The organism is Ruegeria sp. S263 (assembly GCF_056780525.1).
The window spans coordinates 974,878-999,109 of the sequence record NZ_CM165558.1 but is presented as its reverse complement, the minus strand read 5'-3'; the positions used below and the strand labels follow the sequence as shown (position 1 = coordinate 999,109).

General features: G+C 53.8%; 21 protein-coding genes. 10 read left to right on the top strand and 11 right to left on the bottom strand.

The features are described 5' to 3' along the window. Positions 1-70: 70 nt before the first annotated feature. The 4 genes from ACT2B1_RS04880 to ACT2B1_RS04865 all read right to left on the bottom strand — a co-directional run bounded on the left by ACT2B1_RS04880 (position 71) and on the right by ACT2B1_RS04865 (position 2,524). Positions 71-859, bottom strand: coding sequence for a hypothetical protein (locus ACT2B1_RS04880; protein ID WP_481668682.1), 789 nt, complete (start codon positions 857-859; stop codon positions 71-73). Continuing rightward, complete coding sequence (locus ACT2B1_RS04875; protein WP_481668681.1) at positions 859-1,791, bottom strand: terminase large subunit domain-containing protein; 933 nt, start codon at positions 1,789-1,791, stop codon at positions 859-861. The genes ACT2B1_RS04880 and ACT2B1_RS04875 overlap by 1 nt, the downstream gene beginning before the upstream one ends. Before the next feature lies 1 nt (position 1,792). Next, entirely contained in the window at positions 1,793-2,218 is a 426-nt protein-coding gene (locus ACT2B1_RS04870) for a hypothetical protein (protein WP_481668680.1), read from the bottom strand. A 159-nt stretch (positions 2,219-2,377) separates the two neighbouring features. Then, positions 2,378-2,524, bottom strand: a complete 147-nt coding sequence (locus ACT2B1_RS04865) for a GDCCVxC domain-containing (seleno)protein (RefSeq protein WP_481669004.1) — start codon at positions 2,522-2,524, stop codon at positions 2,378-2,380. Positions 2,525-2,792: 268 nt separating this feature from the next. Here ACT2B1_RS04865 and ACT2B1_RS04860 point away from each other — a divergent pair, with 268 nt between their 5' ends. Both ACT2B1_RS04860 and ACT2B1_RS04855 read left to right on the top strand, forming a co-directional pair. Next, positions 2,793-3,116: a 5-aminolevulinate synthase gene (locus ACT2B1_RS04860; RefSeq protein ID WP_481668679.1), complete on the top strand. Its 324-nt coding sequence runs from the start codon at positions 2,793-2,795 to the stop codon at positions 3,114-3,116. A gap of 305 nt (positions 3,117-3,421) precedes the next feature. Continuing rightward, complete coding sequence (locus ACT2B1_RS04855) at positions 3,422-5,254, top strand: DUF3604 domain-containing protein (RefSeq protein ID WP_481668678.1); 1,833 nt, start codon at positions 3,422-3,424, stop codon at positions 5,252-5,254. Positions 5,255-5,631: 377 nt separating this feature from the next. Here the strand turns inward: ACT2B1_RS04855 and ACT2B1_RS04850 are convergent, their stop codons facing one another. Continuing rightward, on the bottom strand, positions 5,632-6,756 hold the full coding sequence (locus tag ACT2B1_RS04850) for an alpha/beta hydrolase (RefSeq protein WP_170499405.1): 1,125 nt from the start codon (positions 6,754-6,756) through the stop codon (positions 5,632-5,634). Between the two features lie 416 nt (positions 6,757-7,172). Here ACT2B1_RS04850 and ACT2B1_RS04845 point away from each other — a divergent pair, with 416 nt between their 5' ends. The 3 genes from ACT2B1_RS04845 to ACT2B1_RS04835 all read left to right on the top strand — a co-directional run bounded on the left by ACT2B1_RS04845 (position 7,173) and on the right by ACT2B1_RS04835 (position 9,674). Continuing rightward, the gene (locus tag ACT2B1_RS04845; protein ID WP_481668677.1) at positions 7,173-7,658 is read left to right on the top strand and encodes a RidA family protein; all 486 of its coding nucleotides are present in this window, start codon (positions 7,173-7,175) and stop codon (positions 7,656-7,658) included. A 224-nt stretch (positions 7,659-7,882) separates the two neighbouring features. Continuing rightward, positions 7,883-8,527 (top strand): IS6 family transposase, encoded by a 645-nt coding sequence (locus ACT2B1_RS04840; RefSeq protein WP_481669003.1) that lies wholly within the window; start codon positions 7,883-7,885, stop codon positions 8,525-8,527. 256 nt (positions 8,528-8,783) lie between these two features. Continuing rightward, the gene (locus ACT2B1_RS04835; RefSeq protein ID WP_481668676.1) at positions 8,784-9,674 is read left to right on the top strand and encodes an ankyrin repeat domain-containing protein; all 891 of its coding nucleotides are present in this window, start codon (positions 8,784-8,786) and stop codon (positions 9,672-9,674) included. Between the two features lie 380 nt (positions 9,675-10,054). Here the strand turns inward: ACT2B1_RS04835 and ACT2B1_RS04830 are convergent, their stop codons facing one another. From ACT2B1_RS04830 to iadA, 4 genes are read right to left on the bottom strand one after another with little or no spacing between them, the layout of a single operon-like run. Continuing rightward, positions 10,055-11,791: a Mur ligase family protein gene (locus ACT2B1_RS04830; protein WP_481668675.1), complete on the bottom strand. Its 1,737-nt coding sequence runs from the start codon at positions 11,789-11,791 to the stop codon at positions 10,055-10,057. A gap of 14 nt (positions 11,792-11,805) precedes the next feature. Then, complete coding sequence (gene cphA / locus ACT2B1_RS04825; RefSeq protein WP_481668674.1) at positions 11,806-14,607, bottom strand: cyanophycin synthetase; 2,802 nt, start codon at positions 14,605-14,607, stop codon at positions 11,806-11,808. 20 nt (positions 14,608-14,627) lie between these two features. Continuing rightward, positions 14,628-15,518 (bottom strand): cyanophycinase, encoded by an 891-nt coding sequence (locus tag ACT2B1_RS04820; RefSeq protein ID WP_481668673.1) that lies wholly within the window; start codon positions 15,516-15,518, stop codon positions 14,628-14,630. Positions 15,519-15,573: 55 nt separating this feature from the next. Continuing rightward, on the bottom strand, positions 15,574-16,740 hold the full coding sequence (iadA, locus tag ACT2B1_RS04815) for a beta-aspartyl-peptidase (protein ID WP_481668672.1): 1,167 nt from the start codon (positions 16,738-16,740) through the stop codon (positions 15,574-15,576). 27 nt (positions 16,741-16,767) lie between these two features. Between iadA and ACT2B1_RS04810 the strand changes: the two genes are divergently transcribed. Further along, a complete protein-coding gene (locus tag ACT2B1_RS04810) occupies positions 16,768-17,010 on the top strand; it encodes a hypothetical protein (protein ID WP_481668671.1) in 243 nt (80 codons plus the stop codon). A gap of 359 nt (positions 17,011-17,369) precedes the next feature. Further along, a protein-coding gene (locus ACT2B1_RS04805; RefSeq protein WP_480721046.1) for an IS3 family transposase occupies positions 17,370-18,496 on the top strand; the annotation gives its coding sequence in 2 pieces (ribosomal slippage) (positions 17,370-17,634 and positions 17,634-18,496; 1,128 coding nt in all). A 3-nt stretch (positions 18,497-18,499) separates the two neighbouring features. Here ACT2B1_RS04805 and ACT2B1_RS04800 read toward each other — a convergent pair. Then, the gene (locus ACT2B1_RS04800) at positions 18,500-18,697 is read right to left on the bottom strand and encodes a recombinase family protein (protein WP_481668670.1); all 198 of its coding nucleotides are present in this window, start codon (positions 18,695-18,697) and stop codon (positions 18,500-18,502) included. 1,623 nt (positions 18,698-20,320) lie between these two features. Between ACT2B1_RS04800 and ACT2B1_RS04795 the strand changes: the two genes are divergently transcribed. Both ACT2B1_RS04795 and ACT2B1_RS04790 read left to right on the top strand, forming a co-directional pair. Beyond that, on the top strand, positions 20,321-20,473 hold the full coding sequence (locus ACT2B1_RS04795) for a hypothetical protein (RefSeq protein WP_481668669.1): 153 nt from the start codon (positions 20,321-20,323) through the stop codon (positions 20,471-20,473). A gap of 18 nt (positions 20,474-20,491) precedes the next feature. Further along, positions 20,492-21,388, top strand: a complete 897-nt coding sequence (locus ACT2B1_RS04790) for a YegS/Rv2252/BmrU family lipid kinase (RefSeq protein ID WP_481668668.1) — start codon at positions 20,492-20,494, stop codon at positions 21,386-21,388. Between the two features lie 3 nt (positions 21,389-21,391). On the opposite strand, the gene cls is transcribed toward ACT2B1_RS04790, so the two are convergent. Beyond that, positions 21,392-22,801 carry a cardiolipin synthase gene (gene cls / locus ACT2B1_RS04785; protein ID WP_481668667.1) on the bottom strand — a complete coding sequence of 470 codons (1,410 nt, stop codon included), beginning with the start codon at positions 22,799-22,801 and terminating at the stop codon, positions 21,392-21,394. A gap of 542 nt (positions 22,802-23,343) precedes the next feature. Here cls and ACT2B1_RS04780 point away from each other — a divergent pair. After that, the gene (locus ACT2B1_RS04780; RefSeq protein WP_282021409.1) at positions 23,344-24,231 is read left to right on the top strand and encodes a mechanosensitive ion channel family protein; all 888 of its coding nucleotides are present in this window, start codon (positions 23,344-23,346) and stop codon (positions 24,229-24,231) included. Position 24,232: the final 1 nt, after the last annotated feature.

The window sequence follows — 24,232 nt, the reverse complement described above, 5'->3', positions numbered from 1 at the left end:
TCACCGGCTTCGATTATGACCAGTGCAGAATGGTCTGAACGCTTTGCAAGATCGAGACCGGCAACAATCATCAGACCAGGTGTGGGGCAAGATAGTGAATTGGCCCCGCGTTTCTGACCGGCGCATGATTATAGGCCGCCCAAAATTGCAACATCAGCGCGATGGCCACAGTTTCGTCCGCCGAGAGGCCGGCCAGTGTATCCACATCACCGATGCCATGGCGCCGGATCAGAGCCTCGGTAGACGCTGCAGCGCGACCGACGGCCTCCCACGCCAGCCCGCCGTTGGGGAGCGAGTATTCGTTCGCATCGAAGGCCAGGACGATCCTGTCTTGAACCCATGGGGCACCAAATGCCCCCAGAGGCGGTGTGACATGGTTTGGGTTCTTCCAGAGCATTCGATCAAACCAAGACACAAGAAATCTGGCGCCAATAACTTGTCGGCCGTGTGAGTCAAACTGAGTGCCATCAGATGTCGAACCATTGACAAGGACGCTTGCGAAAGTCGTCGGATCTTCCCAGCCAGAGCGGCTTGCAAAGAGATCAGATGCGGCAAGGTTCTGCCCAACATCGCTCATGACCACTGCCGGTGCAGTTGGATTGCAGCCTTCGCGCCATGTTTCGAGGTCGGCGTCGACGATATCCCGGATTGTGCGCGCATCCCCATCTCGAACAACGCACCAATGTGGAATAAGGGTTGCGGGCTGCAGCGTCCAGGCATAGCCGTCCTTGTTTTGCCCATCGGCAGTCCAGACGCCAGACGAGCAGATCACCACCACCGGTTGGTTGGGTCCTCCCCCACCAGCGGTGATGATCCTGCCGAAAACAACGCGCTTCGATGTCCGATCGGACAGGGCCATTAGAAGACCCCCCACATTTCCGTATATGAACGCCGTTGGTTGCTCGGTTCGCTATGTTTCTTCCTTCGTCTGGCCGATCCCTCTTGGGCGGCGATATCACTATCTTCTTTCGCAGCAGCTAATTTGATCTCGCCTAAATTTGGAGCGATGGCCACACCGCCTCCAAACATCGCGGCCAACGCGTTTGCGTCGAAAACGGAACGGTTTGCCACGACAAAGGCGCAGTCGAGTTCTTGTGAAGCTCGTGCTGGACCAAGGCGGGTGCGAAGATCGGAAAGCGTGTCCTCGTCAAACCGAGCAATGCGTTCCGCCGGTACATTGATCACGTGCACATCCTTATCTGTCGCCAACTCGTGAAACAGTCCCTGCGGTCCATTTGGTGTGCTGACAGCGATCAAATCGCCGCCTGTTGAAGTCAACATCGGCAGTATTGCCGCAGCGACGTTCTCTTTCACAAAAGCGCATTCATCAATGATGACCAGGTCTGCTGTCGCTCCGCGCACTTTGTCCGGATCATCTCCCGGCAGGGCAATGATGCTGGAGCCGTTTAAGAGGCGGATCTCTTCTCTCGATTGGCCATAGTGCACTTCAGCCCTTTGAAGGCAGCCCACAACCTTCGTCCGTAGAGCGCTTGATTGGCGGAAAGTTGGAGAAACCAGCACGATGCGAAACCCCGGATTCGTGCGAGCAGTATAGGCCGCTCGAGCCGCTGTAACGGTACTCTTGCCGGATTGGCGGCTAGCCACCACACAGATCCGATTTGCTTCGGCCTCCATGATTTCCGCTTGCCAATCGTCCAGCTCAAGACCCAAAGCCTTGGCAGCCCAAAGCGACGGGCTGGTGTAACCCTCCATAGCCACCGCTTTCATTAGGGCACCAAGGCGCCCAACTTCGCCGGACAGTTTTTTGAGTTGTCGGGCTCGCTTTGCCATCTCAGGCGACCCTTGGCATCAGCCCTGCTTTCAATTCAGAAATCCGATCTTCCAGCTCCTGAATGCGGCGTTCCTGCTCGATCAGTTCAAACGCCTTCGCCTTCCGTTCAACAAGAGCGGTAAGTTGTCCAAGTTCTTCGGTACTGATCTTTCCGTCCGCCGCCAGTCGCTCGTAATGATCGTAGGCCATGCTGATGTCTTTAGCATCGTTTACTGGAAACTGCTCAAATGTGATCAGGCATCCCCTTCTAGGGGGATAGATCCGGTTCAGCAGTGTTTGGGCCGCGGAGATGTCCCCACCTTTGGCGGCAGAGATAACAGCGTCGATAATGCCTTCTGCCTCCTCAATGCACCTCGCATCCAGCATTGCGCGCACCTGACGACCAATTGGCGATTTCGCAGGACCTGGCTTCCTTTTTCCAGCCATGGTTGCCCCCTATGTTAGGTTAGCATTGCTGACCTATATTAGCACATTGCTGGTCGCTAGGCATAGGGTCAGTTTCGGGGCACATAATTCGGGCCTACCACCGAAAGCGGACGTTCCTAGTCACTGCAGCGAATGACAGCTCTGAGCCCAACGCGGACATCACCCGCAACAACTTTTTCCCTCTTGGATTGGCGGGCAAGCGACGGTGCCGTAGGAACAGTAAACGCAGCAATCCCCGGGCAACGGCTTCAAAACGGTATTGCAGGCAGTGCATTCATAGAACCACAGACACGCATCGGTTGGCATCGTTTCCACGGTCGCGTGGCCGCACTCAGGACAAGTAATTTTGCTTTCCAAGGTCACTTTCAGATCATTCATTTCGTCACATCAGGGTTATGAGGTAGCCGTTATTCGCTTCATCTGAATAAGCAATACTCTTACCGGCTTTCACTTCGCTAAAGTAAAGTAAACAGCTTCACTGATGCGCCATCATGCGAATGCTAAAATCCTACGCAGAGAATATTGGTTCATGAGAGGTGCGCGGATTTTTTGCGCACGGCGAAGGATTTGAAACATGGAGCTTCTGGCGTTGAAACCACTGGCCTTGGCCGTCTTGGCGGCAGGGGGGTATGGCGTTGCAACCATCGGAATGAAACTGGCCTCAGCCGAATGGACGGCGGTGGCGCTTGCTCTGATCATTCTGGGTTTTCTTGCCGCCACCCAGTCCGAGGTGGTGCTGATGCGCACAGTTCCACTTTCCGAGCTGTATCTAATAATAATTGCGCTCGAGACGCTGATCGTGCTGACCTACGCCTACAGTATCGGCGAAGGGCTAGAGCCGCGCGATTGGGCAGGCGGGGCGCTCATATTCGCGGGGCTAGCGATCGTCTCGCACTGACCGGACTGGGGGTGGCCGGCGCGATACGCTACGCTCGGGCCAACGATGACTTGTTTGCCCAATGGGGTCGGGAGCAGTCTCTAAGTGTTCTGACGGCAACGGCGGGTTTGTCCGCAACTCGGTCATTGATACACTGCGCAGCGAACGGCTGCTTCGAGCCCAAAGCAGCCACCTAAAAATTGGTGTTCTCTTTTATCACTTACAACAAACTGAAAAGGTGCGCCGACATCTGCCAAATATTTGGCATTGCTTGGAGCCATCGTTCGACACCATAGTCGGCAACTAGAGATTGAAAGGGAATTTTGATGAAAAGAAAGTCATTGCCAGCATTGTCACTCCTCTTTCTGACCGTAGCAATTCCCGCTTTGGCACAAGATGATTGGAGCGCGCTTGAGGCCATGGTGCCTGAGAACCCGATCAAGAACGCTTACTTCGGCGAAACTCATGTACATACTTCGTTTTCACTTGATGCCTACATTGGAGGTGCACGTCTGACACCTACGGACGCGTATCGCTTCGCGAAGGGCCAACCTGTCTCGGTAAACAACGTGCAGCGCAGAATTGATCGACCTCTGGATTTTGCGGCCGTTTCCGATCATGCAGAATTTCTTGGCGAGATGCTCTCAACGCAGATCCCATCTGCTCCAGGGCATTACCAAGAAGCTCTTGCTGAGTTGCGCGGTTTGTCGGACATAGAAACGCAACGCGCATGGTTCGTGAAATATGTAATAAGCAACATGCGATCTGGCGAGCCTGAGCATCCCCCATTTTTTGCTGGACTTGAAACTACAGCAACGGCTTGGGAAGACTATGTCGTAGGGGCTGCAGAGGCGCATTACGAGCCAGGGACTTTTACCAGCCTTATCGCGTTTGAATGGACGTCGGCCCCCAATGCTGGAAACATGCATCGCAACGTGATTTTCCGCGACAAAAATGTGCCGGACATCCCGCTAAGTGCGCTTGATACTACAGACGAGGAAGAACTTTGGGAGTGGATGGAGGAGCAAGAAGCTGCGGGCTCTACACTGTTGGCCATCCCACATAATTCTAACGGAAGCAAAGGCTTAATGTTTGAGCCGATCGACAATGCCGGAAATCCGATCACACGTGAATATGCCGAGCGTCGCGCCAAGTGGGAGCCGTTGATCGAGATGATGCAGATCAAAGGCAATTCCGAAACCCATCCCGGCGTGTCGCCTAACGACGAATTTGCGAACTTCGAGAATGCACAGAGTATCGCCACATTCAGTGAACGTTCCTTCCGCAACGATGGCTTCGTCCGTTGGGCTGCGACTAAAGGGCTCGACTATGAGCAGAAACTAGGGGCGAACCCTTGGAAACTTGGTTTCATCGGAGGCACCGACAATCATAACGGTACCCCAAGTGATGTCGATGAGGCGACCTATAATGGCAGCCATGGTGTTGCCGACGGTACTATCGAGCAACGCCGCGAAGGCGAAATAGACGGCTGGTTGCTTGGCCCCGACGCCAACCCGGGCTCGCTCGCAGGAGTCTGGGCGCCCAAAAACACGCGTGGTGCAATATTTGACGCGATGCAAAGCCGGGAAACTTTCGCGACGTCAGGCCCTAGGATACAGCCGCGTTTCTTTGGCGGTGCAATGCTGCAAAGCAACAACGATCCCGTAAAGCTTGTAATGGACGGTTATGCCAACGGCGTACCGATGGGCGGTTCTCTGACAGCTTTGGACGGCCCACCTACTTTTTCCGTGCACGCATTGAAAGATCCGATCGGAGCCAATCTCGATCGCATACAAATCGTCAAAGGTTGGGTCGATAAGGACGGAGAACCGCAAGAACGTATCATAGATATAGCATGGTCAGGAGATCGTGTACCGGATGCAAATAACAAACTACCGCCCGTTGGCAATACGGTTGATCCTGGAACTGCCACCTACACTAATGCAATCGGAGCAGCGGAGTTGTTTGGTCATTGGACAGACGACGATTTTGATCCTAGTCAACATGCGCTGTACTACATGCGCGTTATCGAAATTCCCACTCCACGCTGGACGACGTATGATGCAGTACGCCACGGCCTGCCGCTCCTTGAGGATGTCGCAGTTTGGATCCAAGAACGAGCATGGACCTCGCCAATTTGGTATTCACCGGAGCAGTAACTCAAAAAGGCAATGCAACAGGCATTTTGTTACGCTTCCGGAACTGGAACTTATGCGATTTCGCAAAGCGATTGCCAGTGGCAATAAACGGCAACTTTGTCCGCGTTGCGGTCGCTCATGCGGAGTGCAGCGAATGACCGGACCGAGCCCAATGCAGACATAGTGTTCGGGCGCAGCATTGGTCGCAAAAGGCGGTTTGCGCAGCCTTGCTATAGGTGGAAGTAAAGGTGGCTAAACGTAATTTTTATGGTCTTAGCATTTAGGGATTCAACGGGGGCATTGGGCGCGTAAACGATTTTTCTGTCTATTGGTTGAAACCGGCTGCGTAGCCCAAATGTACTTTGATACTTCCCCGAAACATCAAGAGGCATCGGCCTTTAGTTTGATACAACTAGGATGGGCAGGCCAGAGATCATATTTTCAAGGGGATGATTTGACTTGCTCCCAAAGCGGCTGGAACTGTTCAGACCCTGGCCAATCAATTGTACGACTTCCGGTGATCCTGCGAATTTCGAATGGCTGCCAGATTTGGAGTCATCAATATTGCTCAGGTCGATCACAGTCACTCCAAGCTCGGCAAGTTCGGCTGAGTCGGACGCTCCCACCCTGCTAATCCCACCCGAAATCCTGCGAGAAAACCCAAGGGCGTTATCATCCTTGGATGTCAGGACAAACAATTTGGTGCGGTCTCCGTCTATCATGCCCAATTGAGACCGGAACACATCAATATCTATGTCCGGAGATGCCATCATGACGGATTTGAGGCGACCCGTGGAGTTGAACTTGCCCGCCCGTTCGGCAAAGACGATTGCTTCCATTAACAACATCGAGCCCATCGAGTGTGCGAATATGTCAGCGCCATTTGCCTTGGTTCTGACAAGTATGTCTGCGGCCTTCAGGAACTGCGGACGCGCTGCAAGAGCGCTGTTCAGATCATACACGTACTTGACCGGTTGTGCTGCAGACGCCCAGGAGAACAAGACAGGCACGCCTTTAAAGTCCGTGTCTTCTACAAACTGGGCCAGCCGAAGGATCGAATCGCTGATAGTGTTGTTGTAGCCATGCACAAAGAACAGAATGTCGCGATCACCGGGTGGCAACTTGGCGAGCGCTCCATTCAGGGACCTGATGAATGCATCGTCGGTTTGATAGACTGTCGGTTCGATGACCGCAAATTCAGTTCTTGGGTCCGGCGGCATCCTCTTGGAACGCTCTAACTCTCCTGAAACATGATTAGGTGGTATCGATACTACAACCGATGCTAATCCCAGTTCTGGAGCTCTTTGGCCAGAGTAGAATGCTCCAACAACCTCTGTCGCTTGCCTTGTGGTGGTGATGAAAATCTTTTGCCGCGTTGCCTCCGTGACAGAAACGGCAGGGATCTTGGAGTTGTCGATACCAACCAGTTCAGGGGAACGGGAACAAGACGTAAGCGCACCAGTTATCAAAAGAACAGTGAGAAAACCTCGAAACCAATCCACAACGACACCAAAATGATTCATAAACATAATCTTCCCAAATTCTAGTGATCACGGGCAAACAAGGCTTCACGAGCTGACACCCTATGTATAGCCCAATAGAAGCTTGAAGCTATTGATCTCGATCACAGCGCTCAAATCCAATAAATCGATATTTGTTATTAAGTCCTTTTGTCGCTATTTTCAGGGATTTCGATACACGGTTGCCAACGCAAAATATTGGTCATCTAAGGCTCAAAAGTGTAAATTCACCGCGACCGGCAAAAAGGTCGGGTTCGGGCCAGAAGCCGCCGTCGGGCCAACCAGAACGAAGGTCTGGAAAGTCCCGCAGAGCAGTAGTTCGAGAGACCTGCAGCGAACTGCGGTTTCAAGCCAAAGGCCGACGTGCGCTTGATCGTCTGGTATGTTAGCCCAGAAGAAACGATGTTCTGAGACCAAACATGGCAACACCAGAAGAAAGAATGGATGCACTGGGGTTAAGCCTACCTGCACCCGCAAAGCCTCCAATCGGGGTCAACCTGCCTTTTTCCTTCGTTAATGTGCGTGGTGACAGATTGCTATTTTCCGGAAGCCCAAAGAGTGCGAGCGACGGCAGTATTGCAGGTCCATTCGGAGTGGTGGGCGTCGATTTCACTACCGAAGAAGCCCAGGCTGAGGCGCGAAGTATTGCGCTGTCTGTTTTCGCAAATATGAAAGCAGAAATCGGCGAGCTGTCCCGAATTGCCGGTTGGACACGTGTATTTGGAATGGTCGCGTCGAGCCCAGGATACACGGAACAGCATCTGGTCGTGAATGGCTTCAGCGATCTCATCATTGAAGTCTTTGGAGCAAACGTAGGTCGCCACGCTCGATCAGCCATTGGTGTGTCCGGTCTACCATTGGGCTTCGCGATAGAAATTGAAGGCGAAGTCCAGTTATCAAGCTGATTGTGCGTGCGGTTGCAATGTTAGTATCAGTTGCTCCATTCTATTCGGCGGCTGATACAGTTTTAACCCAAGGTGAAGCCCTATTCGTTGAACATTGCGCCAAGGGTCTTGTCAGATTAACTTTGCTTGAGCGGGGCACGGGGTTTGCGTAGCGTTGGGGAATTACCAAACCTGCCTCTTTCAAGTACTTTAAAACCAGTCCCGAAGTCATCCGTCTTGCGGTGATGTTGTACATCCGATTTCCGCTATCGCTGCGGAATGTCGAAGACCTGCTGCACGAGCGAGGCATCGATGTCAGCCATGAAACTGTCCGCTACTGGTGGAACCGTTTTGGTCCGATGTTCGCTTCAGAGATCCGCAGAAAGCGTGTTCAGCAACTGCGCGCGTTCTCCAAATGGAAGTGGCACGTAGACGAAGTATTCGTGAAGGTGAATGGCAAACGTCACTACCTCTGGCGGGCTGTCGATCACGAAGGCGAGGTGCTGGAAGCTGTCGTTACGAAGCGCAGAAACAAAGCCGCAGCACTGAAATTCCTCAGGAAACTGATGAAGCGGCACGGCTGTGCCGAAGAGATCGTGACGGATCGCTTCGCTTCCTACAAGGCTGCACTTAGAGAAATGGGCGCACTCGAAAAACAAAGGACGGGTAGGTGGCTCAATAACCGGGTTGAGAACTCTCACCTGCCATTCCGCCGACGAGAACGCGCGATGCAGCGTTTCAGACGCATGCGAAGTTTGCAGAAATTCGCCTCCGTCCATTCCTCCGTCTACAACCATTTCAACCAGGAAAGATCGCTCACCAGCCGAGACACCTTCAAGCTGACGCGCAGCGCCGCTCTTGCCGAGTGGCGCGAACTTGGTATGGAATAAAGGACAGCTCTACTGGCCTACCAGAGACTGGTTCGAATTCGTCTGACAGCACCTCCGAAATGTCCGCGCTGCAGTCATTGATGCACCATGCAGCGAATGGCGGATCTGAGCCCGTTTCGACGGATGCTGCAGGCACGAAGAAGGGCAGCTTATCAAACTGAACCTGGTTAAACCTAACAGCCGAAGATTTTTTGGAATTTCGCTTTGAGACCTTTTTTGGTGTAAAGTGCTGCGCGTACCGGCGAGGAGCACGACGATGGCCAGAGCAATGACGTTATCAGGGATTTTGCTGGGTTTTTTCATCTGTGGGAACGACGCCTCTGCGAACCCCGATTTGATTGCGGCTGCGAGAGAAGGCGATTTGCAAGCCGTTGTCGAAGTTCTCGGAACGAATTCTGACGACCCCAAAACGCTCAGCCGCCCGCTATTCTTTGCCGCTCAACGTGGACACGCCGAAGTGGTCAAGGTGCTGTTGGAGCACGGCGCTGATGCCAACACCAGCTACACATTCGGCAGTCCGATCCACGCCGCCGCACGCGCCAATGACGCCGACGTCGTTCGGCTGCTGCTTGAAAATGGCACCGATCCGGACTTGATGGCAGGTGATTTCGATCAGTCACCGATCCACGAAGCCGCCGCCCGCGCGGCGTTCGAAGCTGCAGAACTGTTGTTAAAGCATGGAGCGGACGTGAATTTCCGGAACAACAAGGGGCGTCCGGCCATTCACGCTGCAGCTATGTCCGGCAAGCAGGATATGGTTGAATTTCTGCGCGACAACGGCGCGACCCCGAATTTGCCTGAGCCGATCACACTGCTTGAACTTGAAAACGCCAATATCGAAGCCGGGCAACGTGCGCTACATGGATGCAATACCTGTCATGAGACCGAAGAGGGCAAACCCGCGACAGGTCCGCATGTTGGCCCGAGTTTGATTGGGATTTTCGGCGCGCCGCGCCCGGCGAGGGATGACTATGGCTATTCAAGCGCCATGGCCGAATTGGATGGCGTTTGGGACGTGGAAGCCCTCAACGCGTTTCTGAATGATCCAACCGGTGTTGTCCCAGGGACCGAGATGCTTCGCGCGCCAGAAATGACCAGGGAAGAGCGAATTGGGCTCATCGCTTATCTGCGCGATACCGCTGGGTAAAAGTTTGGCCGCACGGTGAGTGTTTTTTGAGCCAAAGGAATAGCCGGACGGACCTACACAGAAAACAACCGAATTATCCGGCAGATGCGCGGCACTACAGCGTCTATCTGCGAACCGGCCTTTGGCGCGGATGCAGCGAACGACTGCAAGGTCCGCATAGCGGTCGTTGAGTGGAATTCACTGAAAGTCTCCACTGAGCCCAAAGTACCGGATACTGCGCAACGATCACTTGGCGGGTTCTGCACCGTAGTCCGCCTCCAATCGGTCTCAGATCGAAGGTGCAACACTTTTGCTGCATACTTCCCTGCCTGTTTGCATTTTCGCGCGTTTACATCGCCGTGTGCTATTTACAATTGCGTGAGACCGGCACCCGGCTCTGTTTATCCGTCGAGCATCGCGAGAACGGCGTCGCGATCGGACAGAACCAGCAGCAAGGCAACATCTCCCGGCTCAAGCTTTTCAAGTATCATTGAAGCGGCTTGTGTGGGAGAAGAAGCTCTGAGTATTTGGTGCGCACCATACCCATGCTCCAACGCTGCCCGTTCGATCAGATCAGAAATGTCACCCAATTCGCGACCTCTGAGATACCCCTCAAGTTCTGTTGCGACGACCACGTCGGGTTTGAAGTTCAGCGCCGTCGCAGTGACGTTATGGATATCCTGATCGGATCTGTCCCCGGCATGGCTGAGCATTATAAAACGCCGTTTTGCCGTCAGGCTGGACAGGGCATCGCAAACGGCCGAAATCGAATGCGGGTTATGGGCAAAATCCACAAAAACCCGCGCGCCATTATAGAGAAACTCGTTGCAACGGCCCGGGTTGTCCCTGGCGTCGGGCTTGAACCCGGCCAACCCCTTTCGAGCTGCCTGAACGGGCAGGTTCAATGCCAGGGCAAGGCATAAGGCCGCCAGGGCGTTAAGGATGTTGTATTTTGCCACGCCCCCCATGGTCAGGGGCACATCGGCGACGGCGATCACCACCCGTTCGGCCGCACCATCGAAAAAGACGATTTTTCCCGACCGCACATAGGCACAGCACTTGCCCACATCGCGGGCCTGACGGATCAGGTCATTCTGCGCATCCAGCGAATACCACCAGATATTCGCAGATGTATTCGCCGCCTCGGCACGGACAAATTCATCATCGGCATTCAGTGCCAGCACGCCACCCTCCGCCAGCGTGCGATGCACGGCGAATTTGGCCTGAGCCAGTTCCGGCACCGTGTTGACCCCGTATTGCCCCAGATGGTCGTTTGCCACATTGGTGACCGCCGCTGCCGTTGCCGCGCGGGTCGGCAGACCCCGGCGCAGGATACCTCCGCGCGCGACTTCCAGACAGGCGACCTCCAGCCTTTTGTCACGCAACAGCATTCGACCGCCGCCAGGGCCGGAATAATCGCCACGGTTGAGAATGTCGTCTCCCACCCGCACAAATTCGGTCGAGGTCAGCCCGGCAACCTTGCCAGAAGCGCGCGCGATCGCCTCAAGCAAACGGGTTGTGGTTGTTTTGCCGTTGGTTCCGGTAATGAAGGCCACCGGGATATTTTGCAGAGCCGACCAGTCCACGTCATCGGGGGTAGGCAGCGCATCGACCGGCCAGGTCTGACTGCCAGTACCGTGCCCGATCGACACTTCGTCATCATCGCACAGGATATCCACACCATGCGCCTCTGCTGCCGCAATCAGGGCGATCAGCGCGGGATTGGCTTCCTTCTCCATAACGCTTTTGACATCCGCAACCATCTGATCGAAATCGCCGGGCTCGGATGCCAACAGTTCGGCAGCACAGAAATGCCAGACGGTTTGCACCGCGAAGATTGCGGAATAGAGCTGATCCATCGGCGCTGAAATCGCCAGATTGACGCCACCGTTGAAACTGCGGTGGGTTACATCCTGATCCTGCCAGCCAAGCCCGTCCAGCACGCGGCGCGCGTGTTTTTCCCACAAAGCGGTGACCTGCGCGGTGCCGATATCGGTGAAAAACACATCCATCACCGCGCCGGGGCGGTTCCACAACAGTCCCGGCCCGGTCAAGCGTCGGGCATCGTCTACCCGGATATGATCGGCGTACGCGCTTTCAATTGTCAGCGCGTTTTCAAGCTCTTCGATCCGGTCCATTCCGGTACCCCCGCTCAATCCGCGTCTTCGCTGATGTCGCGGGCCAGGCGCACGCCGCGCGCATCCCGGATCAGGTTCTGGTCGCTTTCGAACATGTCCTCGAACGAGGTGTCGATGGGGCTTGCCACCGGCGCAGCCTCTGTGACTGGCGCTTCGCTATCGGAGTTGAAATAGATGATCTGCTTCCAGCAGCGCGTTGTGTCATCACCGAAAATCACCAGCAGATCGCCCGGTGCGGCCTGTTCCAACGCTGCAGTCACCGCTTCGACCTCATCCGGGATGATCGTAATCGCGGCATCATCGACGCCGTTGTCGATCAGGGCCTGCCGCATCATTTGCGGCACTTCGTCGTGTCCACGGCCGCGGCGGCGGTCATCTGCCTTGCAGATGAAATGATCAAAATGCCCTGCCAATGCGGCGGCCCCGTCTATGATATCCTCATCGCGCCGGTCGCCGGGCATCGCAACAACGCAGAGCCTTCGGCCCTTGACCTCCAACTGATCGGCCAGCGCCGCCATCGCCTTGAGCGCGGCAGGGTTGTGGCCATAGTCGAGGATCACCTTGAAGGGGTGCTCGTCATAGACATTCATCCGCCCGGGTGCCTGGAAATAGCTGGTGTCAAAGGTGCGCAGCCCGTGGCGGATATTGTCCAGGTCCACTCCGAAACTATAGGCCATCGCGGCGGCGAACATTGCGTTCTGGACGTTGAAAATGGCCTTGCCTTCCAATGCCGCCGGGATCAGATGCGACCACAGTACCGGGATATGAAGACCGTTGTCATAAATGGTCAGCATCTCACCATTCATGCCCTTTTCAAGCACAATGGCCTTGCCGCCTGCTTTGATATGTTCCTTGACCAGGCTGTGCCCCGGGTTGGTGGTGACATAAAAGATCTGATCCGCACCGGCATAGTCGGCCATTTTCAGACAGTTGATGTCATCGGCATTCAGAACGGCCGTGTCGGTGGCGCTTTCCACCACCACGCGTTTGACAACGGCCAGCTCCTCAACCGTGTTGATGCCGCCAAGGCCCAGATGATCTGCCGAGACATTCAGACAGGCCGCTACGTTCGAGCGCTGATAGCCCAGACCCGACCGCACAAGTCCGCCGCGTGCGGTTTCCATCACCGCAAAATCAACAGCCGGGTCGCGCAGAACGATCTGTGCCGACTTGGGTCCCGTCATGTCGCCCTTGACGCTCAGCTTGCCGTCAACATAAACACCATCGGTCGAGGTCATGCCAACGGTCTTGCCGCTGGTTTTAATGATGTGCCCCAGCATCCTTGAAGTTGTCGTCTTGCCGTTGGTTCCGGTGATTGCCGCGATGGGGATGCGGGTTTCCTCGGTGGCCGGAAACAGCATGTCGATCACTTTGCCCGCCACGTCGCGCGGCTGACCTTCGGACGGTGCCACGTGCATTCGGAAACCGGGGGCGGCGTTCACCTCGACAATCGCGCCGCCGATATCCTTGTAGGATTTGGTGATGTCGTCGATAAGGAAATCGACACCGCCCACATCCAGTCCGACGGCCATGATGGCACGCTCGGCCATGTCACGGTTGTCAGGGTGCACCACATCCGTCAGATCAATGGCCGTGCCGCCGGTCGACAGGTTCGCGGTTGATCGCAGATAAAAAACCTCGCCGTCAGGCAGCACAGTTTCTTCCGTCACGCCCGCATTTTCCATCAGGCGTTTGGCCTGATTGTCGATCTCCAGCATGGTCAGCACTTTTTCATGCCCGATGCCACGGCGCGGATCCTCGTTCACGATATCGACCAGTTCGGCAATCGTGTGCGTGCCATCGCCTACCACATGGCCTGGCACGCGCTTGGCCACCGCGACCAGCTTGTTGTTCACCACCAGCATCCGGTGATCGAACCCGGTGATGAAGCTTTCCACCAGAATGGCGCGGCTGCGGGAATGTTCCTTGGCTTCGGCAAAGCCTGCCTCGACCTCTTCATCCGAGTTCAGGTTGATCGAAACACCGCGCCCATGATTGGCATCGAGCGGTTTGACCACCACCGGGTGCCCGATCCGTGCGGCGGCGCGCACGGCTTCACGCGCGGAATAGACCATGCGTTGCTGCGGCACAGGCAGGCCCAGATCGTTCAGCAGATTGTGGGTGTCTTCCTTGTCGCAGGAAATCTCGACCGAGATATGCTTGGTCTCAGAGGTTATGGTTGCCTGAATGCGTTTCTGGAATTTGCCGTGCCCGAACTGAACCAGTGACCCAGAATTCAGCCTGATCCAAGGAATGTCACGCTCTCGCGCGGCCTTAACCAATGAGCCCGTTGAGGGACCAAATTCCTTGCGCTGCGCCCGCAGCACAAAGCTACGCAACTCGTCATCCCAGTTGAATTCCGGGTCGAAGTCGTAGTCCACCTGTTCCTTGAGGGATTGCGGCAATAGATGCATCAGCAGCCGAATTGCCAGCTTGCCTGCGTCCAGACCAACATCGCGCTGGCGGTATTCGTAAACCATGTTGTATTGGCCGGGTTCGCCTGTGCCGCGCGTGCGGCCAAAGGTTACATCCGAACCGGCCACGTTCTGCACTTCAATGGCACAATGTTCCAAAACATGACCAAGCCAAGTACCTTCATCTTCGCGCAATCGGCGGATGAAACCACCGGGTTCGCGGTAGGAACAGCCATGTTCCGCCAAACCGGGAAGGGCCTGGGTTAATGCATCAATAAACTCGGAACCAATTTTGGCCGAAGGCCAATCTTCCAAAACGCCGAGATCAATGACGTGGCGAATGACCGGAAAACTTGCCCAGACATTCGGGCCGACAAAGACATTGGTCGAGATTATTTTCATCAGGTTCCCCGTTGGTTAGATTATTGTTTCCCCCCGCTGGCAGCCTCATCCCCGGACAGATCCGGCAATGTGCAGAACGCCATATGCTCATCTGGCGGAAAAGACTGGCGAGCCGTCAGATCATATCGGCACCCTTCACCCAGAACGTCAAGCCGAAGTCCAAGAAGGCTGAGTGCTTCGCCGCGACGAGCATCCCACATCGAAGAATGGGTCAATTGGCTCGCATCCACCACGGTAACCGTTCCGCTGCCGATTACTTCAAAGACGTTATCGGGCCCAATGAAGGCCGCCGTGTCTTCGTCAACGCCCAATCCGATTAGAAAAGGGTTAAAAGATGAAGCGGTTAGCAATCGACCCAGGCGGTTGCGTTGGGTGAAATGCTGATCAATGATGACGGCGTTGGTCAAACCCATACCGGGAGCCAGCGTGATGTTGCCTTCGGCTGGACCAGAGTTGCTGCTTCCGCCTGCTACCATATGCTCGGACATGATCGAAGCACCGGCCGAGGTTCCTGCAACCGGCACCCCTGCCGCGTTTCGGCGCCGGATTTTCTGGGCGACCAGCGTGCCTCCAAGAATCGCTGACAGGCGCAACTGGTTCCCACCGGTCAAAAAAATCCCAGTAGCACGATCCAGCATCCCCGCGTAATCCGGGTTGTCGCAATCGGCGCGGCGCGAGATAGGCAGGAATTCAACCTTGCCTGCACCAAGCTCGGAAAAGATGCGGTTATAGTCCGGTCCGGTTTCTTCCAGCATCGAGGCTGTTGGGATCACGACGATATCAGCGTCGGCACCGCCGGATAGTTCTACGAACTTTCGGTGTATTTGCATTTCCTTGACGCGGTCTTCACCGCCGCCGATCGGAATGATGAACCCGCGCGGGGTTTCTGCATCAACGGGTGCAGGGCACATATCTTAACTACCTTCCGGTGCTATAGCGGGCAGCCACCGGGGACCGCGCGGACGCTCAAACCTGTTCATACATGCCGCGTCGGGCTATCTGGCCGTCGCGTACATGCCATTCCCCCCGGGCCATCACATGCCGCACGGCAGTGTTTTCGTCAAGAACGACCAAATCAGCGTCCATACCCGCGTTCAGACGACCCTTGCGGTGCAGCTTCAGCAGGTCAGCGACATTTGAGGTCAGCGGAGCCAGAGCTTCGGACATTGGTACTCCTCTGTTGGTGAGTTCGCGCAGCGTGTCCGGCAAAGTGTCCGACAAACCCACCCCGAACCGTGTCAGATTGCCTTCATGGTCAAAGGCGGGCAGGCAGCCACCACCGTCAGAGCTGATGGTGAAACGGTCCGCGTGACCGCCCAAATCGCGAAACTGAATGTAAGCCTCAGCAGCAGAGATGCCCGGCTCGACATGTCCGCAGGTGAATGCGGTAGCGTCGATGTAACATCCGTGCCGTGCTAGTGCCACGGCCTGTTCGAAGAGTGGTTTGTTGCGATTGACATGGGTTGGATTGAAGACGCGTGCGGGGATTTCGCAGGTCGCGATAGCCTGTTCCAACATTGACAGCCCTCGCTCGCCATCTCCCATATGGCAATGCACAATCCCCGCCTTGCCAGTCATCAGACCCGCGACATGCGCCTCGCTCGCGATCCGCAGAAACTCATCCAATGTCGGTTGGCTCGACCGGTGATCACTGATCGCCAGTTCCCCAACACCGATGACCGGATCAAGGAACACGATGTCTCCACGGGCTGAACCGGTGAGGGTGGTCAGTGGGACGTGATAGCCACCGGTGTGACACCAGGCTGAAAGTCCTTCTTCGCGCAACCCATAGGCCTGTTGCACCAGCGTCTGCGTGTTGCGGGTCAGATCGTCCGTGCCCAATACTCCAACGACTGAAGTGACACCGGCACGCGTGAAAGAGGACAGGACAAGCGGCGGCACCCGACTGGCTGGTCCGGTTTCACCGCCACCGCCAGTTATATGCGCATGCCCATCAATAAAACCCGGAACAACCGCAGCACCTTCGACGTCAATGAACTCTGCCTGAAGCTGGTTCGGCAATTCGGGCTTTTTACTTCCGAGGTAAATGATGCGCTTACCCGCGGTGAGAATATGGCCCAAACCTACAGGCTCAGGTGAATAGAGACGCGCATTCTTGATGAGCTTCAACACGTTGCCAATCCGTCAGTAGGAGCGAAGATGTCCTTCTTTGCACCAAATGGCAGCAGAAAAACCATCCCCTTTTTCGAGGAAAGCGTAGATGTCGGTCGTACGCCACTAGCAGACAATGAGAAAAATGAAGCGGATGGCAAGTTTGTCCGCAGAGCAGACGTAGGCGTGTTGCAACATCGGGTCTGCTTAGCGTCCAAAAGCGGACAACGAGACGTCAAGTCGGGCGATCACTCCGTGCTACCTGAAGAAAGTCGTTCGGCCATGGTATGACCAATCCGCGGTGATCTTTGTTCAATTCGATCACAGGATGCCGGCCTGGTTCCCGGAACACGCGAATAAGGCGTTTCTTTTCTATGGACCGAAGCGCTCTGGAGCGTGCACCGCGGCTTTTCAGGCCGGCAACAACGTAGTGACGGGCCTGTAATCGGAATCTTTCGGCCTTACAAAGCTCAGCGTGCCGGATAAGCGCCAGCATCAGTCGTGTAGCCGGTTCGAAACGTGCCGAAACCTGCTCTGTTACCCTGTCATAACCGGATTTCGGGTTTCGACTTACGACCTCTGTTTTCAGACCATTGAGCCTCCCCCACTGAACTGGTCCACCGTTATGTTTAGGAAACGGAGGACCACGAATGGCAAACAAGAGACCAAAGCCCGAAGAGATTGTCTCGAAGTTACGGCAGGTTGAAGTTCTGATGGGGCAAGGCATGTCCCGTCTTGATGCGATCAGGCAGATCGGCGTTGTTGAACAAACCTATTACCGCTGGAGAAAGAAGTACGGTGGAATGGGTGTAGATCAGTTGAAAGAACTCAAGCGGCTTCAGAAAGAGAACGAGCGACTGAGACGCGCGGTTTCAGATCTGACGCTGGACAAACTGATCCTGACGGAAGCCGCAAAGGGAAACTACTGAGCCCCGCTCGTCGTCGTGCCTGCATCGATCATGTTCGTAGCCATCTGAACGTTTCCGAGAGACGCGCCTGCCGCGTGCTTGGACAACACCGGTCCACGCAACGGCGTGTCCCAGAAGGTCGCGCAGACGAAGACCGATTGGTGGCCGACATGATCGAGCTGACCCGTCAATACGGTCGATATGGCTATCGCAGGATCGCTGCACTGCTGAGAGAGGCTGGCTGGTCTGTCAGTGATGGGCGGATTGAACGGCTTTGGCGACGGGAGGGGCTGAAAGTGCCAGTGAAACAACCGAAGAAAGGACGGCTCTGGCTGAACGATGGGTCGTGTGTTCGGCTACGGCCAGAGTTTCGCAACCATGTTTGGTCGTATGACTTCGTCCATTGCCGAACCGATGATGGAAAAGCCTTCCGAACGCTGAACATCCTTGATGAATACAGTAGGGAATGCTTGGCAATCAGGGTCGAGCGGAAACTGAACTCGACCGATGTAATCGACGTTCTGACGGATCTGTTCATACTTCGCGGCGTGCCGAGTTTCATACGTTCTGACAATGGGCCGGAATTTGTCGCCCAGGCTGTCCGAGACTGGATTGCTGCCGTCGGCGCCAAGACGGCTTACATCGAACCCGGCAGCCCATGGGAGAACGGATATTGTGAAAGCTTCAATGGCCGGTTCAGGGATGAGCTACTCAACGGAGAGATCTTCTACAGCTTGCGCGAAGCACAAATCCTGATCGAACAATGGAGAAAACACTACAACACAAAACGACCCCACAGTGCTCTGGGTTACCGCCCGCCAGCGCCCGAAACCATCATCCCGATGGATCACAGGCCGATGATGCACTAACAATCAACTTGGACCAGTCAGTTGAGGCTGCTCACCGGTGATGTTGTCCTTGAAAACTCCGATGACTTGCCTGCCGACCTTCTGCGCATACTCTTTACAGGTGAAGATCTGAGAGTCGAGCCCATTTCCGTCCCTTGTCTGCTGTGTGGAAGAAACTCTCGCGTAGATGGCTGCAAATTTGTTTTCGTGGTCACGTGTCATTTTTCTCTCCTAGTTTTTTAGAAGAGTGCGTGGAAGACATACATGGCCTGACAGGCCTCAAGACGGTTGAAGCAGGTCGACGAGGCAATGTAGCACTCTCCACAACTCCTCTTCAGCCTGGTCACCCTTTTTCGAGGATGTTTCCGAAGCGTTAGGTTCAAGCTGTGATTTGCTGATACGTCCCAAAAAGAGATTTCCATCGCACAAAAGATGCGAATGCCATTTTTGGATTTCCCCCAAATTTTGATCAAAATTCTTCGGGAATGGCTCAAGTATACTGCATGTAACAAGTTCATTACATTTCTGATCAAAGAACGAGGCGAACTGTGCAGGGAAGTCAGGCGGCTTCATAGATCTAGTGGCCGTATCGATGCTAGAACGATATAGAAATGTACTATTTTTGAGACTAAATCTAAAAAATGAATTTAATGGCCACGCAAAATTTGATCTCCCATCAATCTCCCAAATATCTTTACCTGAATAGGATTCAATATATACTAATTTTCCCCAAATGCTCGACCACCCCACAGATAATTTGTTTGCAAATTTGGGTGTGTTAATGCTGCTAACGATAGAATTATTTCCGCATCCGAGGGGTGCGAATATGGAATCACAATATTACCTCATTTTCCGTCTCCATTACCCAAAACACCGAAACATTCGGGAGGTAAATTATATCATAATTTGAGAAAAACCTTAACTACCCGCCTTAAAAATATCCACAAGGATAAATACACAAGGGAGTTTATATTTTTTTGACATTACGGGAAAGTTCGCAATATCAGAGACTATAGAATGTATGTTCTCATCTATTCTCAACGCTAAGAAAATATTTCCACTGTATTCTTTTTCCAATACACAAAAAAGTCTCAGGATCCTAAATAAAAGCGCATCCAGTTCTAAAAATTATCCTTTGAGTCACCCAGAGCGAAGGATAGAAGTTTTTTAATTTTAGTGAAATTACATTCGGGTCATTTTGCCGCAAGGGTGTAAATTAATAGTGGATTTTGGCAATATTCGAATCAAATACAGAACTCACCTCCCGGCAGGGCTCCTTTGAGAACATCCGGAATAGTCGGCATTGGTCGTTCATTTAGGGTGTCAATCAGGGCCACAAGTTCAAGTTGGGGTTCAGCTCAAACGCTTGGCGGTGAGATCGAGGCACCGACCTAGTTTCACGCCTCGATTTTTTGGTCCCCGGTGAGCTCAACTAAGCCTTGCACCGAACGATAGTATTTCCGCTACCTTGCCAGATCAGAACATCAACCTGTCGCAACTTCGAAACAATTTCTTCTGGCTAAGGTCGCTCGTTTGCCGTTCTTGGGCCTCCGGTTCCTAATTTTACGGTGGGTCCATACAAATGGGGAGGCTCAATTGGAGTGTTCTGAAGTTCAACACAGTTTCTGTTGGATGAAATCCACTGGATTTATTTGCGCTGCGCTACGGGAGTAGCAATCTAATTGAATTCGGGGCATAATTTGGCATTGAGTTTTCTTGCTCTCAGGAGGCACCGCGTAGACACCGCTCAGGGCCAATGTGAATTACTTGAGCAATATTGGCCTAGTGGGATGGTAAATCATACCCTCGATCACATGGTTGGTCAGATTTGGAGGGCTAAAAACAATGGCAACCAAAGCCGAATTTTGTATGGCAACAGTAGAAGCCAGAGCTGCCACGGACGCACTAAAGAAAATGGCGCGTGATCCTTTAGGTGCGTTTGACCCTGGGTTGGCCACAACGGTTGCCAAGGCAGTGATCAAGAACCTGAATAAATGAGAGGAAAAGGCCGGCTACATGGTTTGTAAAACACTCCTCATCCTCAATCGAAAATCTGCGGCCCGACCTGACGTACGTTCGGCTGTCAGACCACTGGAAAAGGAGCTTGGTCTGGAGATTGTTATCCCTTGGTCAGGTAAACAGTTGCGAAAAACGATACACAAGCACTTGGCCAAGGGCGTGACGCGCTTTGTTGCAGGAGGTGGTGACGGGACACTCAACGCGGTTACCAGCGCCCTATTGCGATGCGATGCAGGACCAACCATTGTTTTGGGGCTTATGCCTCTGGGCACTGCTAACGACTTTGCCAGGTCTTATGGTGATGACGGATCGGATCTTTCTGCATCATTGGTGCAGGCCGCAACCGGAAGAGCCCGGTCGATAGATATTGGTTCTATCAACGGTCGCCCATTCGTGAATGTCGCCAGTGGCGGGTTTGGGGCCATGATTACCGCGACAACTCCCAAAGAAATTAAGAAGCGGCTAGGAGGGTTAGCCTACACCCTTACCGGATTGGCGCGAGTTTCTGAGCTGAAACCAACGCAGGCCTTGATTACTTTGGATGGGTCAGAGCATAACTGGGCGTCGGTTTCTGCGCTGGTAATTGGCAACAACCGCTTTGCCGGTGGTGGGTTCGAAGTAACTCCAGAGGCTGACATGTTCGACGGGTTGCTCGATCTGGGTGTTTTGACCACGGACGAGTGGCCACCTGCAAACCTGTCTTTTGGGCATTTCCCCGACCTGAGTGACCCGATTGAGGGGCTCGTAAAACGTAGCCGTTTCAAACATGCGGTGTTGGAAACAGAAAAACCGTTCCACTTAAACCTTGACGGTGAACCGATGGTGGACACGAGGTTCGAAATATCGGTTCTACCGGGTAGGTTAAGCTTTGCGCTACCTTCAACTGGGTCTTGATCTCTAAAGAATTGGTGCGAACAGGCGGGCAATCGGGGCGCCAATCCGGATATGCGGGGGCTGTTCAGCAAGCAATTTGTCTAGCCTAAACGACCGTTCAAAGTCCTTTTCCAGCATCGCGGCTGTAGCCCCGGCGGCGCGTGTATCGAAGAAAACGGCCATTGCTTCAAAATTCAGCCGGAATGAGCGGTTATCCATGTTCGTTGTCCCTATCGCGGCCAAAGTATCATCAACAACCAATACTTTTTGATGCATGAAACCGGAACTATATCTCAAGACCTGTACTCCGGCCTCGCGGATTTCATCAAAAAAGGCAAAAGCGGCAAGCCAAGGAATCTTATGGTCAATGACGTCAGGAACCAAGATGCGGACATCCACCCCTTGCAATGCAGCGTGTTTTAAAGCTGTGAGCACATCGGTATCGGGTACGAAGTACGGCGAAGCGATCCAAATCCGTCGTTTGGCATTCGCGATTGCCGTGAAAAAGAACAAGGCACCGGTTTCCATTTCGTCCCCGGGACCAGTTGGGACGATTAATCCGGACATGTTCTCTTCCATGTGACCAGCCTCCCAGTTCATCTCCGAAATCAGGATTTCTTCAGTTGCCCAATGCCAATCCTCTACAAACACCAGTTGCAATTGCGAGACGACCGGGCCACGGATTTCGACATGTGTGTCGCGCCAATCACCGAATTTTGGGTCGCGCCCCATATATTCGTCTCCAACATTCAATCCGCCGGTAAAGCCGACCGTTCCGTCGATGATCACCGTCTTGCGGTGATTGCGTAAATTGAGTTGAAATCGGTTTTTAGCTCCGCGCATCTGCGCGGGTTCAACTACTTGCACGCCGGCTGAACGGAGATCATTAAGATAGGAGTTTGGAAGTTTAACGCTGCCAACTGGATCGCACATGAACCGAACCGCAACTGCACGTCTTGCTGCGGTGATCAGATGGTCTCGCAGTGTCCGACCCAGATCATCATCATGAACAATATAAAACTGCACCAGAATGTAATCTTGGGCTGCGTCAATAGCGGCAAAGATTTCATCGAACGTTTCCTGCCCGTTTAATAGGATTCGCATGTTGTTGCCCCGGACTACAGGGAGTTCAGATATCCTTTCCAACGCTTCGGACGGAAACTCTGTAGGCACGTCGGGGGCATTGACCTCGCGAAACGTCTTGATTCCGTCAATTACCTCCTCGCTATCGCGGCGCGCAGTTAAGTATCGGTCGAACTTGTGATGTCCCAAAAAAAGGTAAAGCGGAACGCCAAGATACGGGGCAGTAATCAGAAAAACGACCCAACCCACTGCACCCTGAGAGGTTCGCGCCGACGAGATCGCTCTCCATGCAAACCAAATGGCAGTGGCTTCGAGGGCGATCAGGAGCAAGACCAGAATTGTGGACACCATGTGGGCCTCTTTGGTTCACGGTTGCTGAAAGGGCGTTCCAACACCCGGTGGAGATCCACCAGATTAACCGATACTCGCAGGAAAGGATCGCCTAGGGCAAGCGCGTAGAAACGCAGTTCTTGTTGAGCTCGGGTTGCAATTCGATAAAGAGTTCCCATTCGTATGCCGCTTTGACAAATTAGGAGCAATTTATCCCGATACTCCAGAAAAAGCTGGAAGATTCTCCCAGAGTTTCCGATGCTGTCCTCCTGCAAACTTCGGGTGTCGTTTGAGAAGTTTACGACCTACATGATCCAAAAGAGAGGCCAGTTCAGCAATTGGAAGAAACTCAATCTCCGTCGATGAGCGCAGTTGTCGAAATGCAGGAACGTTTCAGCCACTGGCAGGCCGAACTAAATCAAAGCAGCGTAATTCTCTCTTTGATCTTTCTCTTGGCCGTTGTCATCGGCAGGCGGCCACTTGCACGATGGCTTATGGCAATGTTTCGGGCACTTCTCAGACGCTTGTCCATTGAACTTTCGGAAAAGGTAGCTGACGAACTGATGCGGACCACATCAGTTTTGATTGTGACCTTTGCTGTTTTTGTGGTTCTGGAAACATTGAATGTTCCAAACATGCCTGGTGACATTTTTAGGCGCGTTATGGCCTCAATCGCTGTGATCGCAGTATTCTCAGGGTGGTACAACCTGAGCGGGTCTTTTGTATCCCTTCTTCAGAGCGACCGGTTTGGAGAAGTCAGGATGGAGGCCGGATGGATGGAGCGCGTTGCCCGTTTTGGCATCTTGCTGTTTGCCATTACGTCACTGCTAGAAGTCTGGAGGGTCGACATCAGCGGTGCGCTGACCGGTGTTGGAGTACTGGGCGCAGGATTGGCTATCGCGACACAGGACCTGATCCGCAATCTTGTGGCAGGCATGAATAACATGAGTGAAAAGCGCTTCGCTATTGGGGACTCGATTCAAATCGACGGTTCGTTTGTCGGGACAGTCGAATCCATTGACCTGCGCTCCACCCTAATCCGTGGGTTCGATCAGATCCCACGGCATGTTCCGAACTCCGAGTTATCCAACGCAGTTGTCCTAAACTATTCACACCGCCGACATCGAAGGGTCATGCTTAGCATACCGTTGCTTCTAGACAGTACCGAGGCTCAGGTCCTTCAGGTGCGTGATACGTTGCGGGAACATTTGTCGGCCTGTGGAGATTTCGAATTGTCTGAAGAGGCACCGAAACATGTCTATGTCGAAGGGTTGTCAGAATGCGCCGTAACCATCATTTTTTACGCGTGGACGACTACCCCTGAATACGACAATTTCCTCCGTGTGAATGAAAGTCTTTCGCTCAAAATCCTTGAGACGGTGCGCGCGGCAGGAACAGAACTGGCCTATCCAACACAATCGATCAATCTGCGCGGGTCAGCCATTCCGTGAC